16 protein-coding genes are annotated in these 15,576 nt (G+C 71.2%); 7 read left to right on the forward strand and 9 right to left on the reverse strand.

Annotated elements, in window-relative coordinates; translation table 11 throughout:
• Positions 1 to 5: 5 nt before the first annotated feature.
• Entirely contained in the window at positions 6 to 1,004 is a 999-nt protein-coding gene (locus tag ACQP17_RS20965; protein ID WP_189104157.1) for an inorganic phosphate transporter, read from the forward strand.
• 139 nt (positions 1,005 to 1,143) lie between these two features.
• On the opposite strand, the gene pstB is transcribed toward ACQP17_RS20965, so the two are convergent.
• The 4 genes from pstB to pstS form a co-directional block, all read right to left on the reverse strand.
• The gene (pstB, locus tag ACQP17_RS20970; RefSeq protein ID WP_433857651.1) at positions 1,144 to 1,920 is read right to left on the reverse strand and encodes a phosphate ABC transporter ATP-binding protein PstB; all 777 of its coding nucleotides are present in this window, start codon (positions 1,918 to 1,920) and stop codon (positions 1,144 to 1,146) included.
• A 139-nt stretch (positions 1,921 to 2,059) separates the two neighbouring features.
• On the reverse strand, positions 2,060 to 3,142 hold the full coding sequence (gene pstA / locus ACQP17_RS20975; protein WP_433857652.1) for a phosphate ABC transporter permease PstA: 1,083 nt from the start codon (positions 3,140 to 3,142) through the stop codon (positions 2,060 to 2,062).
• Positions 3,139 to 4,137, reverse strand: a complete 999-nt coding sequence (gene pstC, locus ACQP17_RS20980; protein ID WP_433857653.1) for a phosphate ABC transporter permease subunit PstC — start codon at positions 4,135 to 4,137, stop codon at positions 3,139 to 3,141. Before pstC ends, pstA begins: the two co-directional genes overlap by 4 nt.
• 132 nt (positions 4,138 to 4,269) lie before the next feature.
• Positions 4,270 to 5,388, reverse strand: coding sequence for a phosphate ABC transporter substrate-binding protein PstS (gene pstS, locus ACQP17_RS20985; protein ID WP_433857654.1), 1,119 nt, complete (start codon positions 5,386 to 5,388; stop codon positions 4,270 to 4,272).
• Between the two features lie 455 nt (positions 5,389 to 5,843).
• Here pstS and ACQP17_RS20990 point away from each other — a divergent pair, with 455 nt between their 5' ends.
• Positions 5,844 to 6,887 carry an NlpC/P60 family protein gene (locus ACQP17_RS20990; RefSeq protein WP_433859958.1) on the forward strand — a complete coding sequence of 348 codons (1,044 nt, stop codon included), beginning with the start codon at positions 5,844 to 5,846 and terminating at the stop codon, positions 6,885 to 6,887.
• A gap of 297 nt (positions 6,888 to 7,184) precedes the next feature.
• Positions 7,185 to 8,618 (forward strand): PP2C family protein-serine/threonine phosphatase, encoded by a 1,434-nt coding sequence (locus ACQP17_RS20995; protein WP_433857655.1) that lies wholly within the window; start codon positions 7,185 to 7,187, stop codon positions 8,616 to 8,618.
• 70 nt (positions 8,619 to 8,688) lie between these two features.
• On the opposite strand, the gene ACQP17_RS21000 is transcribed toward ACQP17_RS20995, so the two are convergent.
• The 3 genes from ACQP17_RS21000 to ACQP17_RS21010 all read right to left on the reverse strand — a co-directional run bounded on the left by ACQP17_RS21000 (position 8,689) and on the right by ACQP17_RS21010 (position 10,294).
• On the reverse strand, positions 8,689 to 9,033 hold the full coding sequence (locus ACQP17_RS21000) for a DUF2516 family protein (RefSeq protein WP_433857656.1): 345 nt from the start codon (positions 9,031 to 9,033) through the stop codon (positions 8,689 to 8,691).
• Positions 9,034 to 9,199: 166 nt separating this feature from the next.
• Positions 9,200 to 9,814 carry a hypothetical protein gene (locus tag ACQP17_RS21005; RefSeq protein ID WP_433857657.1) on the reverse strand — a complete coding sequence of 205 codons (615 nt, stop codon included), beginning with the start codon at positions 9,812 to 9,814 and terminating at the stop codon, positions 9,200 to 9,202.
• Between the two features lie 33 nt (positions 9,815 to 9,847).
• Positions 9,848 to 10,294 (reverse strand): helix-turn-helix domain-containing protein, encoded by a 447-nt coding sequence (locus ACQP17_RS21010; RefSeq protein ID WP_189104141.1) that lies wholly within the window; start codon positions 10,292 to 10,294, stop codon positions 9,848 to 9,850.
• Between the two features lie 222 nt (positions 10,295 to 10,516).
• Between ACQP17_RS21010 and ACQP17_RS21015 the strand changes: the two genes are divergently transcribed.
• On the forward strand, positions 10,517 to 11,245 hold the full coding sequence (locus ACQP17_RS21015) for an SDR family oxidoreductase (RefSeq protein ID WP_433857658.1): 729 nt from the start codon (positions 10,517 to 10,519) through the stop codon (positions 11,243 to 11,245).
• A gap of 42 nt (positions 11,246 to 11,287) precedes the next feature.
• On the opposite strand, the gene ACQP17_RS21020 is transcribed toward ACQP17_RS21015, so the two are convergent.
• Positions 11,288 to 11,845 (reverse strand): pyridoxamine 5'-phosphate oxidase family protein, encoded by a 558-nt coding sequence (locus ACQP17_RS21020; RefSeq protein WP_433857659.1) that lies wholly within the window; start codon positions 11,843 to 11,845, stop codon positions 11,288 to 11,290.
• 102 nt (positions 11,846 to 11,947) lie between these two features.
• A complete protein-coding gene (locus ACQP17_RS21025) occupies positions 11,948 to 12,859 on the reverse strand; it encodes a putative protein N(5)-glutamine methyltransferase (RefSeq protein WP_433857660.1) in 912 nt (303 codons plus the stop codon).
• A 522-nt stretch (positions 12,860 to 13,381) separates the two neighbouring features.
• On the opposite strand from ACQP17_RS21025, the gene ACQP17_RS21030 reads away from it, so the two are divergent.
• The 3 genes from ACQP17_RS21030 (at position 13,382) to ACQP17_RS21040 (ending at position 15,345) form a co-directional block, all read left to right on the forward strand.
• On the forward strand, positions 13,382 to 13,801 hold the full coding sequence (locus ACQP17_RS21030; RefSeq protein ID WP_433857661.1) for a hypothetical protein: 420 nt from the start codon (positions 13,382 to 13,384) through the stop codon (positions 13,799 to 13,801).
• A complete protein-coding gene (locus ACQP17_RS21035; protein WP_433857662.1) occupies positions 13,798 to 14,121 on the forward strand; it encodes a winged helix-turn-helix domain-containing protein in 324 nt (107 codons plus the stop codon). Before ACQP17_RS21030 ends, ACQP17_RS21035 begins: the two co-directional genes overlap by 4 nt.
• 228 nt (positions 14,122 to 14,349) lie before the next feature.
• A complete protein-coding gene (locus ACQP17_RS21040) occupies positions 14,350 to 15,345 on the forward strand; it encodes an aldo/keto reductase (RefSeq protein ID WP_433857663.1) in 996 nt (331 codons plus the stop codon).
• The last annotated feature ends 231 nt before the right edge of the window (positions 15,346 to 15,576 follow it).

Raw genomic sequence — 15,576 nt, forward strand, 5'->3', positions numbered from 1 at the left:
CTCCCATGGACACCTTCGCGCTCATCGTGACCATTGCGGTCGCGCTCGGATTCACGTACACCAACGGCTTCCATGACTCCGCCAACGCCATCGCGACCTCGGTCTCGACCCGCGCGCTGACCCCGCGGGCGGCGCTGGCGATGGCCGCCGTCATGAACCTCGCCGGTGCCTTCCTCGGCAGCGGCGTCGCCAAGACGGTCAGCGAGGGGCTGATCGCCACTCCCCACGGCAGCAAGGGGATGGGCATCCTGTTCGCCGCGCTGGTGGGTGCGGTGGTCTGGAACCTGGTCACCTGGTACTTCGGCCTGCCCTCGTCGTCCTCGCACGCGCTGTTCGGCGGCATGGTCGGCGCCGCGCTGGCCGGTGGCACCACCGTGATCTGGTCCGGGGTGGTCGAGAAGGTCGTCCTGCCGATGTTCCTGTCGCCGGTGGTCGGGCTGGTGCTCGGCTATCTGGTGATGGTCGCGATCCTGTGGCTCTTCCGGAAGTCCAACCCGCACAAGGCCAAGCGCGGCTTCCGCATAGCCCAGACGGTGTCCGCGGCCGGTATGGCGCTCGGCCATGGCCTGCAGGACGCCCAGAAGACCATGGGTGTCGTCGTGATGGCCCTGGTCATCGCCGACGCCGAGGAGCCCAACGCCGCGATCCCGATCTGGGTCAAGCTGGCCTGTGCGCTCACCCTCTCGCTCGGTACGTACGCGGGCGGCTGGCGCATCATGCGCACCCTGGGCCGCCGCATCATCGAGCTGGACCCCCCGCAGGGCTTCGCCGCGGAGACCACGGCCGCCTCGGTCATGTACACCGCGTCGTTCATGTTCCAGGCCCCGATCTCCACGACCCATGTCATCACCTCCGCGATCATGGGTGTCGGCTCGACCAAGCGCCCGCGCGCGGTGCGCTGGGGCGTCGCCAAGAACATCGTGATGGGCTGGTTCATCACCATGCCGGCCGCGGCGCTGGTCGCGGCGTTCTCGTACTGGCTCGTCGCGCTGGCCTTCGGCTGACCGCTCTCCGCGCCACGGCAATGGGCCCGCCCCCGGGAAGAGGGGCGGGCCCTTCGTCGTGCGGTGGCACCGCCATGCAGCACCGCAGGACGTGGAGGGGGCGGCCCCGGCCGGTCGCCGGCCGGGGCGCGCGGGCGGCTCAGCCGAAGCGGCCGGAGATGTAGTCCTCCGTGGCCTGGACCGAGGGGTTGGAGAAGATCCGCTCGGTCTCGTCGATCTCGACCAGCTTGCCGGGCTGACCGACCGCGGCGAGGTTGAAGAACGCCGTACGGTCAGAGACGCGCGCGGCCTGCTGCATGTTGTGCGTCACGATGACGATCGTGAAGCGCTCCTTCAGCTCGCCGATCAGGTCCTCGATGGCGAGGGTGGAGATCGGGTCGAGGGCGGAGCACGGCTCGTCCATCAGCAGCACCTGCGGCTCGACCGCGATGGCGCGGGCGATGCACAGCCGCTGCTGCTGGCCGCCGGACAGGCCCGAACCGGGCTTGTTCAGCCGGTCCTTGACCTCGTTCCACAGGTTGGCGCCCTTGAGGGACCGCTCGACGATGTCCTTCAGCTCGCCCTTCTTGTACGAGCCGTTCAGCCGCAGGCCGGCCGCGACATTGTCGAAGATCGACATCGTGGGGAACGGGTTGGGGCGCTGGAAGACCATGCCGACGGTGCGGCGGACGGCCACCGGGTCGACGCCGGAGCCGTAGAGGTTCTCGTCGTCGAGCATCACCTTGCCCTCGACGCGGCCGCCGGGGGTGACCTCGTGCATCCGGTTCAGGGTGCGCAGGAAGGTCGACTTGCCGCAGCCGGACGGGCCGATGAAGGCCGTCACGGAGCGCGGCTCGACCGTCATCGAGATGTCGTCGATGGCCTTGTGGCTGCCGTAGTACGCGCTCAGGCCGCTGACGTCGATTCGCTTGGCCATGGAAATCACTGCTTCTTTCTGTCGCCGGGCCGGGTCGGCGGCCGGGCTGCGTCAAAAGGGTCGGACGTCGTCTCGCTTCGGCTCCGGTCGGGCGCCGCATCCTCGTTGCCGGGATGCGGGCTGCGGACTCCGCCGCGGCTCAACGCCGTCCTCCGCGGGGGGCCTTCCAGCGGGCGATGCCGCGGGCCAGCAGGTTGAGGACCATGACGAAGGCGATGAGGACCAGAGCTGCGGCCCAGGCGCGGTCGTAGGAGGCCTCGGAACCCTGCTGCCACTGCTGGAAGACGTAGAGCGGAAGCGACTGCTGGGCGTCCTGGAAGGGGTTGTTGTTGATCGTCTTCGCGCCCCAGACCAGGAGCAGCACGGGCGCCGTCTCGCCGGTGATCCGGGCGATGGCGAGCATCACGCCGGTGGTGATGCCGCCGACCGACGTCGGCAGCACGACCTTGAGGATGGTGCGCCACTTCGGCACGCCCAGGGCCAGCGACGCCTCGCGCAGCTCGTTCGGGACGAGCTTGAGCATCTCCTCGGTGGAGCGGACGACGACCGGCATCATCAGGATCGCCAGCGCCATCGCACCGGCGAAGCCGGACGGGCCGAAGCCGAGGATCAGGATCCACACCGAGAGGATGAACAGGCCGGCCACGATCGACGGGATGCCCGTCATGACGTCCACGAAGAAGGTCACGGCCCGGGCGAGCGCGCCGCGTCCGTATTCGACGAGGTAGATCGCGGTGAGCAGGCCGAGCGGCGCGGCGATCAGGGTGGCCAGGCCGACCTGCTCCAGGGTGCCGATGATCGCGTGGTAGATGCCGCCGCCGGGCAGGGCGTCCGGGGTGGTGCCCATGGAGTGCGAGAGGAAGAAGCCGTCCAGCACCTTGGTGCCGCGGGCGACGGTCTCCCACAGCAGGGAGGCCAGCGGGACGACGGCGACCAGGAAGCAGAGCCAGACCAGGCTGGTGGCCAGCCGGTCCTTGGCCTGCCGGGTGCCCTCGACGCCCGCGGCCAGCGCGAACGTGCCCAGCACGAAGAGCAGGCCGGCGAGCAGGCCCCACTGGACCGTGCTGTCCAGGCCGGCGGCCAGGCCGATGCCGCAGCCCGCGCCGGCCGCGGCCAGGGCGAGCGCCGGCGGGGTCCAGCGCGGCAGCCGGGCCTGCTTGAGGGAGACGGGCAGCGGGCCGCTGCCGTCGGAGACCGCGTGACGGCCGGTCATGACGCTCATGCTGCGGCTCCCGAATACTCCTTGCGGCGGGCGATGATCAGGCGGGCCGCGCCGTTGACGAGCAGCGTGATCACGAAGAGGACGAGCCCGGAGGCGATCAGCGCGTCCTGGCCGAACTCGTCGGCCTCGCTGAACTTGCTGGCGATGTTCTGGGCGAAGGTGCCGCCGCCCGGGTCCAGCAGGCTGGTGTTGATGAGGAAGCTGGGGGAGAGGACCGTGGCGACGGCCATCGTCTCGCCGAGCGCGCGGCCCAGGCCGAGCATGGAGGCGCTGATGATCCCGGAGCGGCCGAAGGGGAGCACCGACATCCGGATGACTTCCCAGCGGGTGGCGCCGAGGGCCAGCGCGGCCTCCTCGTGCGTCTTCGGGACCTGGAGGAAGACCTCACGGCTGACGCTGGTCACGATCGGCAGGATCATGATCGCGAGCAGGATGCCGACGGTGAACAGCGAGCGGGCCGCCCCGCCGGCGTAGCTGAAGATGCCGGTCCAGCCGAGGTAGTCGTCCAGCCAGGTGTAGAGACCGCTCAGGTGCGGGACGAGGAACAGCGCGCCCCACAGGCCGTAGATGATGCTGGGCACCGCGGCGAGCAGGTCGATGACGTAGCTGAGCGGGGAGGACAGCTTGCGCGGCGCGTAGTGCGAGATGAACAGCGCGATGCCGACCGCGACCGGCACGGCTATCAGCATCGCGATCAGCGAGCTGACGAGGGTGCCGAAGGCCAGCACGGCGATGCCGAACTTCGGGTCACTCCCGCTGGCGTTCCAGTCCAGCGTGGTGAAGAAGTTGGCCTTGTCGCCCGAGATGGCGAGCACCGAGCGGTAGGTCAGGAAGACCGCGATCGCGGCCATGATCGCCAGCAGGGCGATTCCGGAGCCCCGGGAGAGCCCGAGGAAGATCCGGTCGCCGGGGCGGACCGCCTTGCCGGAGACGGCGGAGCCGTCGTGCTGCGGTGGCAGGGGCGGGGTGTCGGTCGTGGAGGAGGGTGTCTTCATGGATTCTCCGGTCTGCGGAGCCGGTGAGGGCTCCTGGCGCGGCGGTGCACCGGACGGGCGGCGGCCCGAAAGGGGCCCTTGTGAGGGGGCCCCTTCGGTCGTACGGCGGCCGGTGGGCCGCCGCCCGGTGGGTCAGGAGAGCTTGGCGACGCTCGCGCGCACCTTGTCGGCGATCTCGGTGGGCAGCGGGGCGTAGCCGAGGGCCTTGAGGGCGCTCTGGCCGTCCTTGCTGGCGACGTAGGTCAGGAAGGACTTGGTGGCGGGCAGCGTCTCGGCCTTGTTGCCCTTGTCGCAGGCGATCTCGTACGTCACCAGGGTGATCGGGTAGGCACCCTCGGCCTTGGTGGTGTAGTTGAGCTGCAGGGCCAGGTCGTCGCCCGTGCCGACCTGCTTGGCCTCGGAGATGGCCTTCGAGGCGTTGTCGACGGTGGCGTCGACCGGCTGCTTGGCGCCGGTGTCCAGCTTGACCGTGGGGATCTTGCCGGCCGTCGCGTAGGACAGCTCGAAGTAGGAGATCGCCCCGGCGGTCTGCTTGACCTGCGAGGAGACGCCGGCCGAGCCGGACGCCGCCTGGCCGCCGGTGCCTTCCCACTTCTTGGCCGGCTCGTGCTTCCAGTCACCCGGGGCGGCGCCCTTGAGGTACTTGGTGAAGTTGTCGGTGGTGCCCGAGTCGTCGGAGCGGTGGAACGCCTGGATCTTGAGGTCCGGGAGCTTGGCGCCCGGGTTCAGCTTCTTGATCGCGGCGTCGTTCCACTTGGTGATCTTCGAGTCGAAGATCTTCGCCAGGGTCGGGGCGTCCAGCACGAGGTTGTCCGCGCCGGGGACGTTGTAGCCGACCGCGATCGGTCCGCCGACCATCGGCAGGTCGATCGCCTGGCCGTTCTTGCAGACCTTCTTGGACTTGGCGATCTCCTCCGGCTTGAGGGCCGAGTCGGAGCCCGCGAAGGCGGTCTGGCCCTGCAGGAAGGTCGTGACGCCGGCGCCGGAGCCCGTCGGCTGGTAGTTGATCTCGGTGCTCTTGCAGGCGCCCGAGTAGTTCTGCACCCAGACGTCCATGGCGTTCTTCTGCGCGGACGAGCCGGACGCGAGCAGCTTGCCCTTGCCGTCACACTTGATGTTCGACGTCTTGGCGGCGGCGGCGCCACCGCCGGAGGTGTCGTCGGAGCCGCACGCCGTCAGGGCCAGGGCACCGGAGACGGCGAGAGCGCCAACGGCGAGGGCGCGAACCCGGTTCTTGCGCTGAAGCTTCACTGTCGAGAGTTCCTTCCTGGGGCGCGCCGCTTCGTCGGCGTGCGGTGAGTGAGAGATGACTGCCGCGTCCATGGCGGAAGCCGGCCGTACTGCGCTCGTGCCGTGGGGGACGCGCACTCGGTAGGGCCGAAATTAGGTAGATCAGGTGAAGCGGCCGATGGAGGAGAGTGAACGCAGGGTGAACCTCGGCCATCGGCTGAGTGCGGGCCGATAAGTGCCGTTCGAGGGGTGGGATCCGGCACGTCGCCCTGTTGGATTACCGGTCGGTATGGCAGCATCCGCGCCTGAGACGTCGCGAATGCGTGCGGAACGACCGGAGGTGGCTGGTGGGGAGCCAGGGGGCACGGCAGGACGTGCGGGATGTTCCGGGAGCTCCGCGCGTACGGGGCGGGCGGGGCGGCCGGCTGAGGGCGTGCACCGCCGTCGTCCTGTGCGTGACGGGCCTGCTCGGCGGCATGGCGGCGACCGCCCACGCCGAGGCCCGCAGGAGCCCGGCCGCGGACCCGGTGAAGCCCGCGGACGCCGAGGCGCGCCACCTCGACGAGGTGCGCAAGAAGATCGACGCCCTGTACCGCAAGGCCGAGCAGGCCACCGACGCCTATAACGCCGCCAAGGAACAGGTCGACGTCCAGCAGAAGGAAATCGTCCAGCTGGCGCGCACCATCGATACCACCCAGCACAAACTGTCCGCACTCAAGCGGCAGGCGGGCGCGCTGGCCAGCGCCCAGTATCGCGGCGGCGGGCTGCCCGCCGAGGCGAAGCTGATGCTCAACGCCGATCCGGCGGGCTTTCTCGACAACGCCACCCTGGCCCGTAAGGGACAGCTCGCCGCAAAGCGAGTGGTCAGTCAACTGGCGCATCTCAAAGGCGACTTGCAGCGGTATTCGGACTCCGCCACGGACCGCTGGGAGAAGCTGGAGGCGAACCGCAAGAAGAAGGAAAGCGCTCAGCGGGACATCAAGAAACAGATCGATGAGGCAAAGCAGCTGGAATCCCGGCTGGCCGCCAGGGAAAAGGACCGGCTGAAGAAGCTGGAGGACGCGCAGGCCTTCCAGCAGCAGCAGAAGTGGCTCGACTCCGGCATCCTCAAAGACATCAGCAACAAGGCCTCGGCCGACGGCAAGAAGGCGATTTCGTACGCCACCGCGCAGATCGGCAAGGACTATGTGTGGGGCGCGGAGGGACCGGACACCTTCGACTGTTCCGGCCTGACCCTGCGGTCGTGGCAGGCCGCCGGCCGCACGATTCCGCGGACCTCACAGGAACAGTGGCGGCAACTGCCCCGGGTCGCCCTGAAGGACATGCGGCCGGGCGATCTGATTATTTATTTCTCCGATGCCAGTCATGTCGGGATGTATCTCGGTGACGGCGCGATTGTGCATGCGCCGCGCCCCGGCCGGCAGGTGACGATCACCGGTGCCGGTTCGATGCCGATCCTCGGTGTCGTCCGCCCCGACGGTGATGCCGGAGAAGATGGCGCGGCTCACACCCGGCGATAAATGACCTGTTTGTTTGCTCTCTGAGGGTTGTCGTCGCGTTGCTGAATGCACTCAAGCGGGGTGATGTTCGTCATTCCGCATTCCACCCTCTCCAGGTCAAATGGCTTATCGGTCGCGGCATATGACGATGGCCGATTGCCGCCGGGCATTCCATCCCACTCCGTACTGACGCTATGGTCGCCTGTCAGTGCCCGGTGCCACCCGTTCCATTCGACCGATGGACCACGGGACCCGGGCACGGTGGTGCACCGTCGGTGCCCCGCCGCACCCCTCGGGGGGAGGGAAGGAAGCAGACCGATGCCCGTACCCGTACCGCACCAGCGGACGGTCGTGCTGCCGCACCAGGCAGGACCGGTGGACGACGCCTGCGCGGAGACCGCGCGGGTCGCCCAGGCGCCGGGCGCGGGGGACGCGACGGCCCAGGGCGTCCGCGCCCCCGCCCCCGACGCGGGCCAGGAGGACCGGCCGGCGGCACAGGGCTCCCGTGAGCCCGCCCTCCCGCAGTCGGCCGACCGTCGACTTTCAGCCGACCATGGAACGACCCACCACGGCCTGACCCTGCTCCTCATCGGCGAGGACCCCAACAGTCACGTCCCCGAGATGTGGGACTGGGCGGGCCGCAAGGTGCGCCTGCGGACCGCCCGCAACCTCACCGAGGCCGCGCGGCTGCTCACCGACGATGTGCACTGCATCCTGCTCGACCTGTCCCCCCAGGCCCCCGAGGGCCGCGCGGAGCGGGACGCCGGGCACGCCGCCGAGGGGGACGAACTGGGCGTGCTGCGCGACGTCCTGCGGCTCGCGCCCTCGCACGCCGTCCTCGTCCTGACCTACGAGACGGATGCCGAGCGCGCCGCCGACGCCGTGCGCGTCGGCGCCCAGGACTACCTTTTCCGTGACGAACTGGACGGCGCGGTGCTCAGCCGCGCGGTCCGCTACGCCGTCGAACGCAAACGCGCCGACCTGGCCCAGCGCCAGCTCACCGAGTCGCGGATGCTCGCCCAGGAGAACGCCCGGCTGGAGCGGGGCCTGCTGCCCACGCCCCTGCTCGACGGCTCCGATCTGCGCTTCGCCGCCTGCTACCGCCCCGGCCGCAGCCGCGCGCTGCTCGGCGGCGACTTCTACGACACCGTCCGCACCCCGGACGGCACCGTCCACGCGATGATCGGCGACGTCTGCGGCCACGGCCCCGACGAGGCCGCCCTCGGCGTCGAGCTGCGCATCGCCTGGCGGGCGCTGACCTTCGCCGGGCTGTCCGGTGACGAACTGCTCGCCACCCTCCAGAAGGTGCTGGAGCACGAGCGCGCGGACGACGAGATCTTCGCGACGCTGTGCACCGTCGACATCTCCGCGGACGGCCGCCGCGCCGGGCTGTGCCTGGCCGGCCACCCCGCACCGCTGCTGGCCCGGGCCGGCGAGAGCCCGCGGCTGCTGCCCTACGAATTCGGCGGCCCGGCGCTCGGCCTGCTGCCGCACGCCCGCTGGCCGCGCCGGCAGGTCGAACTGGGCGGCTCCTGGAGCCTGATGATGTACACCGACGGGCTGATCGAGGGCCGCATCGGGGTGGGCAACCAGCGCCTCGGCCAGGAGGGCATGACCGAGCTGGTCAGCCGCAAGATGGCGGCCGGTCTCAGCGGCGAGGAGCTGCTGGACGCCTCGGTCAGGGAAGTACGCGATCTCAACGGCGGCGAGCTGACGGACGACGTGGCCGTGCTGCTGCTGGACCGGAGCTGACGCACCGGGCGGGATCCGGTGCCGGCGCGGCGGAGCGGCCGGGGTCCCGCAGGGGCCCGGCCGGGCGGGCTCAGCGCCCGCCGTTGAAGGGGCCGTACGGCCCGTCCGAGCTGGAGCCCCCGCGGCGCGGGCCGCTGCCGCCACCGGAGACCTCCCGGAGCGCGGGCCGCACGTCAACGGTGTAGACGATCACCGCGATCACGCCGATGACCGGCAGGAACGACATGATCGGGAGAATGAACAGCAGCGCCGTGGCCAGCGCGAGGAAGATCAGCCACATGCCCTTGGTCTGCTTGCTCGCGGCGCGGTAGGCGTCCTCGCGGCGCACGGCGGCATCGATCAGCATCACGGCGGCGTAGACGCCCAGGGCGAGCTGCACCCAGCTCAGAATGCTCTGGAACCCGTTAATCAGCACGCCGTCCACCGCCCGTTCGCCAGTCGTGTTCGTCCCGGTCCGGCACGGCCGTTTGCCGCCCGTGCCGCCCCACCGTACCCGGACAACGGGCCGGGCACCCGAAGGGTGCCCGGCCCGGCCCCGCAAATGGCGCCCTCACCGAAGAGTGAGTGACGTCACAGCGCGCTCACTTCGCGGACGGCGGCGTGCTCTTCTTCACCGGCGCCGGCTTGCGCTGCGCGACCGGCTTCTTCGGTGCGGCGGGCTTGGGCTGGGTCGCCGGGGTGGCCTTGGACTGTGCCTTGGCCCCGTTGGTGGCCGCGGGCTTCGGGGCGGTCTTGGACGCGGGCTTCGGCGCCGGCTCCGGCTCGATCGCCACCGCGAGGTCCTCGACCTGGTCGGCGGCCTCGCCGCGCCAGGTCGCCACCGCGCCGCGGCCGCGCTCGGCCAGCTCCTCGTAGCCCTCACGGGCCCGCACGACGGCCTCGGCGGCGCGGCCCACGCCCTGCAGCGCCAGCTCCTGCGCCTGGTCGCGGACCTTCTTGATGTCGCCGTCCAGCGAGCCCAGCAGCTCGGACAGCCGCTCCTGGGCGTCCTTGGCCTGCTTGCTGACCAGGGCCTGGACGTCCTTGGGGTCGGTGCTGCGCACGGAGTCGAAGTGCTTGGGCGCCTCGGCGCGGATCTTCTCGACGAGCTGCGGCACCTCGCCGAGCTTCTCGGCCGCCAGGTCGACGGTGCCGGCCAGCGCGTACAGCGGGGTGGCGTCGGTCAGGGTCTTGCGGAGGTCATCGGAGATGGCCATGACGTTTTTCCTCCTGGAAACGGAATCGGTTGCTCAGGTGGCGTGCGGGCCGCCGTCGGCCTCTGTGCCTGGGGTGTCCGTACCGCGCCCGACCCCGGGCCCGCTCGCAGCGGTGTCCCGATCTGCGGTGCCGAGCCCGTTCTCCTTGCGGAAGGACTCGTAGATCTGCAGCAGGACCTGCTTTTGTCTCTCGTTCAGCGCCGGGTCGGTGAGTATCGCGGTCTGCACCTCGACCCCGTCCAGACCGTGCCGCTCGTCCAGGATCCCGGCCTGGACGTAGAGCGTCTCCGCGGATATCCGCAGCGCCTTGGCGAGCTGCTGGAGGATTTCCGCGCTCGGCTTGCGCAAGCCGCGCTCGATCTGGCTGAGGTACGGGTTGGACACCCCGGCGGCATCCGCGAGCTGCCGCAGGCTCAGCCGCGCCGTGCGCCGCTGCTCCCGCAGGAACTCGCCGAGGTTGCCGACGTTGAGTGATGCCATACCCCGATGGTGCCTGCCGGTGCTAACTTTTGCAAGCAAGCGCTAGCAGAAGTGGTCCGACGGGGTGGGGAGGGGCTCCGGGCGGCCATCGAGCGCGCGGGGAGCCCGTCCGGTCGCCCGTTCCGCGGCCGTCGCCCGGATGCGCGGCTCAGGCCTCACGTCGGGCGTCCGTATGGGGATCATGTGTCACAGGACGGACGAATCCCCGACGAAAGGCATGACATGAAGGTCGCGGTCATCGGCGGCACCGGGCTGATCGGGTCGCAGGTCGTCAGGAAGCTGAACGCCGCGGGGCACGAGGCGGTGCCGTACGCGCAGTCCACCGGCACCGATGTGCTCAGCGGGCGGGGGCTGGACGAGGCGGCGGCAGGGGCCGATGTCCTCGTCAACCTGACGAACTCCCCGACCTTCGACGACGCGTCCCTGGCCTTCTTCCGGACCTCCATGGACAACCTGCTGGCCGCGGCCGCCAAGGCGGGTGTCGGCCACTTCGTCATCCTCTCGATCATCGGCGTGGACCAGGTGCCCGAGCTGGACTACTACCGGGCCAAGGCGCTCCAGGAGGAGATCCTCGCGGCCGGGCCGGTCCCGTACTCGATCGTCCGCGCGACGCAGTTCATGGAGTTCATGGACGCGGTGCTGTCCTGGACCGCCGAGGGTGACACCGTCCGGCTGCCCGCCACCCCGATCCAGCCGATCGCGGCCGGGGACGTGGCCGACGCGGTGGCGGAGGTCGCCGCGGGGCCGCCGCTGGGCGGCATTCACAAGGTCGCCGGCCCCGAGGTCTTCCCCCTCGACGACCTGGGCCGCCTCACTCTGGCCCACAAGGGCGACGACCGCACCGTCGTCACCGACCCCACCGCCGGCATGTTCGCCGCCGTCCGGGGCGATGTCCTCACCGACACGGACGCCCACCTCGCCCCCACCCGCTACACCGACTGGCTCGCCTGAACCGCTCGCCCCGTCCGGGCCCCTCACCTGCGGCCCGGCCGCTCAGAACGCCCACCGTGTGTGCGTGAAGACGCCGTCGTCCCGACCGAAGCCGTACGCCGTGGCCGGGGCGACGGCGAACAGCACCGCGCCCCCTGTGCGGAGCGCTTCCCCGAGCCCGTGGAAGGGGCCCTCGGGCGAGGTGATCTGCGGCCCGTACTTCGCCTCGTAGACCGCGATCACCTCGTCCAGCACCGCCGGATCGGCCACCCGCTCCGCCGTGCCCTCGACGACCAGGTCGAGCCCTTCGGCCAGCGCGTTCCGCCCGGTGGTCAGCGCGCAGTGCCCGTCAGTGGCGAGGTTTTGGGCCTTCTGCTCGTCCGGGCCGGTGGAGAAGTACAGCACCCCGTCGTGCCAGGCGGCGAGCACCGGAGTGACGTGCAGCCGGCCGTCCGGCCGCACCGTGGACACCCAGAAGATCTCGGCGGACGCCAGGTGGCGACGGGCCTCGGCCCACTCGGTGGCGGTGACGTCCGCGGCACCCGGGCGGGGGTTGAGGCCGGAGCTGTAGCGGGCGTCGAGTGCGGTCGTGGGCTGCGGTGCGGGTCCGTGGGTCGGCATGGCGGATCTCCCTTCCTCTTCCACCGGTAACGACCGGCCGGCGGCCCCGAAGTCATCGGCCGGGCCCCTTCGGGTCACCGCTCGCCCGGTTCGGGGCGGCCGCTACGGGGTGCCTTCCCCGGTGGCGGGCCGGGTCCCGATGACGACCGTGGCGTGCAGCTCGTCGGAGCCGGCCACCCGGGGCAGCAGCCCGTGGCGGGTGAAGGCCTCGACGGCCCGCGACGCCTGCCGCTCGCTCGTCTCGACCAGCAGATGCCCCTGCGGCGCCAGCCACCCGGGCGCGGCCGCGGTCACCCGCCGCAGCACGTCGAGCCCGTCCGCGCCGCCGTCCAGCGCGACCAGCGGCTCGTGCTCACGGGCCTCCGGCGGCAGCAGCCCGACCTCCTCGGTCGGGACGTAGGGCACGTTCGCCACCAGGACGTCGATACGGCCCCGCAGACCGGCGGGCAGCGCGTCGAAGAGGTCGCCGGCGAAGACCTTGCCGCCGGCGGCCCCGATGGTGCGGCGGGCGCAGCGCACCGCGGCGGGCTCGATGTCCGCCGCGTACAGCTCGACCCGGTCCAGGGCGGCGGCCAGTACGGCGCCGACCGCGCCGGATCCGCAGCACAGATCGACGACGACGGTGGGCCGGCCGGTGCGCGCCGCCGACCGGCGCCCCAGGCCGATGGCCTGGTCCACCAGGAATTCGGTGCGGCGCCGCGGCACGAAGACGCCGGGATCGACGGCGACCCGCCGCCCGTGGAACTCCGCCCAGCCGACGACGTGTTCCAGGGGAATGCCGAGGACACGGCGCTCCACCATGGCGGCGAGCCCGTCCGCCGTCCGCGCGGCCGAGCACAGCAACTCCGCCTCGTCCTCCGCGAACACGCACCCGGCGGCGCGCAGCCTGGCGACGACGCCGGCACGGGAGAGGGGCCGGGAGAGGGGTACCGCGCCGTCGGCCCGGGGCGAAACCGGCTCGGACCGCACGGGAGCGACCGATATGCGGGGTGACGACAGCGGGGACGACGACATGCGAGGTGACGACATGTGGGCCTTTCGGGGCGCCGAGGGCGCGTCCCGGGTCACGTGTGTCGAGCGGTCACCTGCGTCGGGCGGACCTGCGGACGTGAGCCGGGAGCACCTGCCTGATCTGGCGGGGAATCGGTCTCACCTCCTGGGTCGGTCCACTACTGAGAGTGCAACATTACCCGACCTGGGGCGCGGCGGCACGGGCAGACGGGGGGGGGCGGGCGCCGGGCGCGCAGGCTCGTCGGGCCGTGCGGAGCCCTTCCGCCGCCGGAGCACTCGCTCTTTCAACTTCGCTGGTTCCGGCGGCTCCTGAGTGGGGAGCCGGGACAACCCCGGGCTCCGGGAGGTGCCTTGAGGCATCCCGGCCTCGGCATGTGAGGCTGGGCCGCGGTCCGTCGGCATCCCTCTGCACCCCTCGGGAGGCGGCGGGTTCTATGAATCGAAAGTGCTTGTCATATTGGAAAGTGCTTGTCACGATGGAGTCGGAAGTCAGGTTCGTGAAGGCAGCGATCAGGGGGGACCGATATGGCGGAGTACGCATCAAAGGACGCGGTGGCCGCACTGGCCCGCGCGCAGGAGCTGCGCTCGACCGTGCGGGACGGCACGCGGTGGTACGCCTGGTATCAGGTGATCTACGGCAGCGCGACTGCGTTCACGCTGCTCAGCACCGGTCTGATCAGCAGGCCGTCCGGGGTGGCCATCGGCTGTGGCGTCTGGATCGCCGTCGTCGTCGGACTGTCCGTGTACGTCGCCCGGCAGCGCGTCACCCGGTGGGGCTTCCAGCGACGGCAGGCGTGTCTGATCACCGCTTGGGGGCTGCTGTACGGAGGGGTGCTGACCGTCGGCCTCATCCGGTTCCCCGGCGTCGTGGCGTGGTGGGTGCCCGGGGCGCTGTTGGTCGCCCTCCCCGGGCTGATAGGCGGCTACTTGGAGGCCCGACGGTGAGCACTTCACACCCCGGCATACATCCGCGCCATGGGCTCGACGAGGTGATCCACGCGCCCGTTCGCTTCTCCATCGTGGCGACCCTGGCGGCTGCGGGCAAAGCCGATTTCGGCTTCGTCCGTGACACCGTCGAGGTGAGCGACTCGGTTCTGTCGCGGCAGGTCACCACCTTGGAGAAGGCCGGATACGTCGCCGTCACCAAGGGGTACGTCGGCAAGCGCCCGCGCACCTGGCTCGCTCTCACGCCCGACGGCCGTGCGGCCTTCGCCGCGCACTGCCAGGCCCTGCGGGCGATAGCGGAGACGGCTGCCGACCAGTGACGCGCCGACCGGCGCCCGGGTGGGCGAGCGGGTGACGCGCCGCCGCCCTGTTGACTTGGAGTGTGCTTCAACTCGTAGCGTCCGGGGCGGATCCGGGGCGGTGGCCGGAACGGGGGCGACGGGCGGGGTTCACGGCCGGGGGTCGGCCGTGACGGGGTGGGTGGCCGCCGGTTGCCGGGTGGGCCGGGTCCGTTCGTCGTACGCCATGTGCATTCAGGAGGCAGCATCATGACCAGCACCAGCAGCATTCCGACGCGTCACCTCGGCGGGCTGGCGGTTTCCGCGCAGGGGCTCGGCTGTATGGGGATGAGCCACGGGTACGGCGCGTCGGACGACGCGCAGTCGATCGCGACCATCAACCGGGCGCTCGACCTCGGAGTCACCCTGCTGGACACCTCCGACTTCTACGGGGCGGGCCACAACGAGGAGTTGATCGGCCGGGCCGTCGCCGGGCGGCGGGACGAGGCGGTGCTGGCGACGAAGTTCGGGTTCGCCAACCGGCTCGGTGAGCCGACGGCGATCCGGGGTGACGCCGCCTATGTACGGGCGGCCTGTGACGCGTCACTGCGGCGGCTCGGGGTCGACCACATCGACCTCTACTACCAGCACCGCGTCGACCCGCAGGTGCCGATCGAGGAGACCGTCGGGGCGATGGCCGAGCTCGTCGCGGCCGGGAAGGTGCGGCATCTCGGGCTGTCCGAGGCGGGCGCCGCGACCGTCCGGCGGGCGCACGCGGTGCACCCGATCGCCGCGCTGCAGAGCGAGTGGTCGCTGTGGACCCGGGATCTGGAGCGGGAGATCGCTCCGGTGTGCCGTGAACTCGGCATCGGCCTGGTGCCGTTCTCCCCGCTCGGCCGGGGCTTCCTGACCGGGCGCTACACCTCCGTGGAGGGGCTGCCGGAGTCCGATCTGCGTCGGACCCAGCCGCGCTTCGCCGACGGCAACCTGGAGCAGAACCTGGCCATCGTGGAGAAGCTCGACGAGATCGCCGCCCGGAAGGGTGTCAGTGCCGGGCAGCTCGCGCTGGCCTGGGTGCAGCACCGCGGCGACGACGTGGTGCCGATCCCCGGCACCCGCCGGCAGAAGTACCTGGAGGAGAACCTCGGCGCCCTGGCCCTGGAGCTGACCGCCGGGGAACTCGCCGAGATCGACGCCGCCGCCCCCGCCGGCCGGATCGCCGGGACGCGCTACGACGAGGTCAGCATCGCGTTCGTGGAGAGCTGAGGCCACGCGGGCGGGGGTGTGGCGCGTGGCGCGGCGCCGACGCGGGCTCGCGGAGCGGGAGCGGGAGCGGTGCGGGAGCGCGGTGGCGTGCCGGGGGTGTGACCGCGCGCCACGGGGTGTGCGCCCTCCGCCACACCCGCGCGTGCCCGCGCCGCGCTGCCTAGACTTTTTGCAGCGCGGCAAGCCGGTGCCCACGGCCGTCGCTCCTGGGCCGCCGGCCGGAGGGAAGGA

Origin of the sequence: Streptomyces kronopolitis (assembly GCF_050953795.1) — a bacterium.
Taxonomy (GTDB): Bacteria; Actinomycetota; Actinomycetes; order Streptomycetales; family Streptomycetaceae; genus Streptomyces; species Streptomyces kronopolitis_A.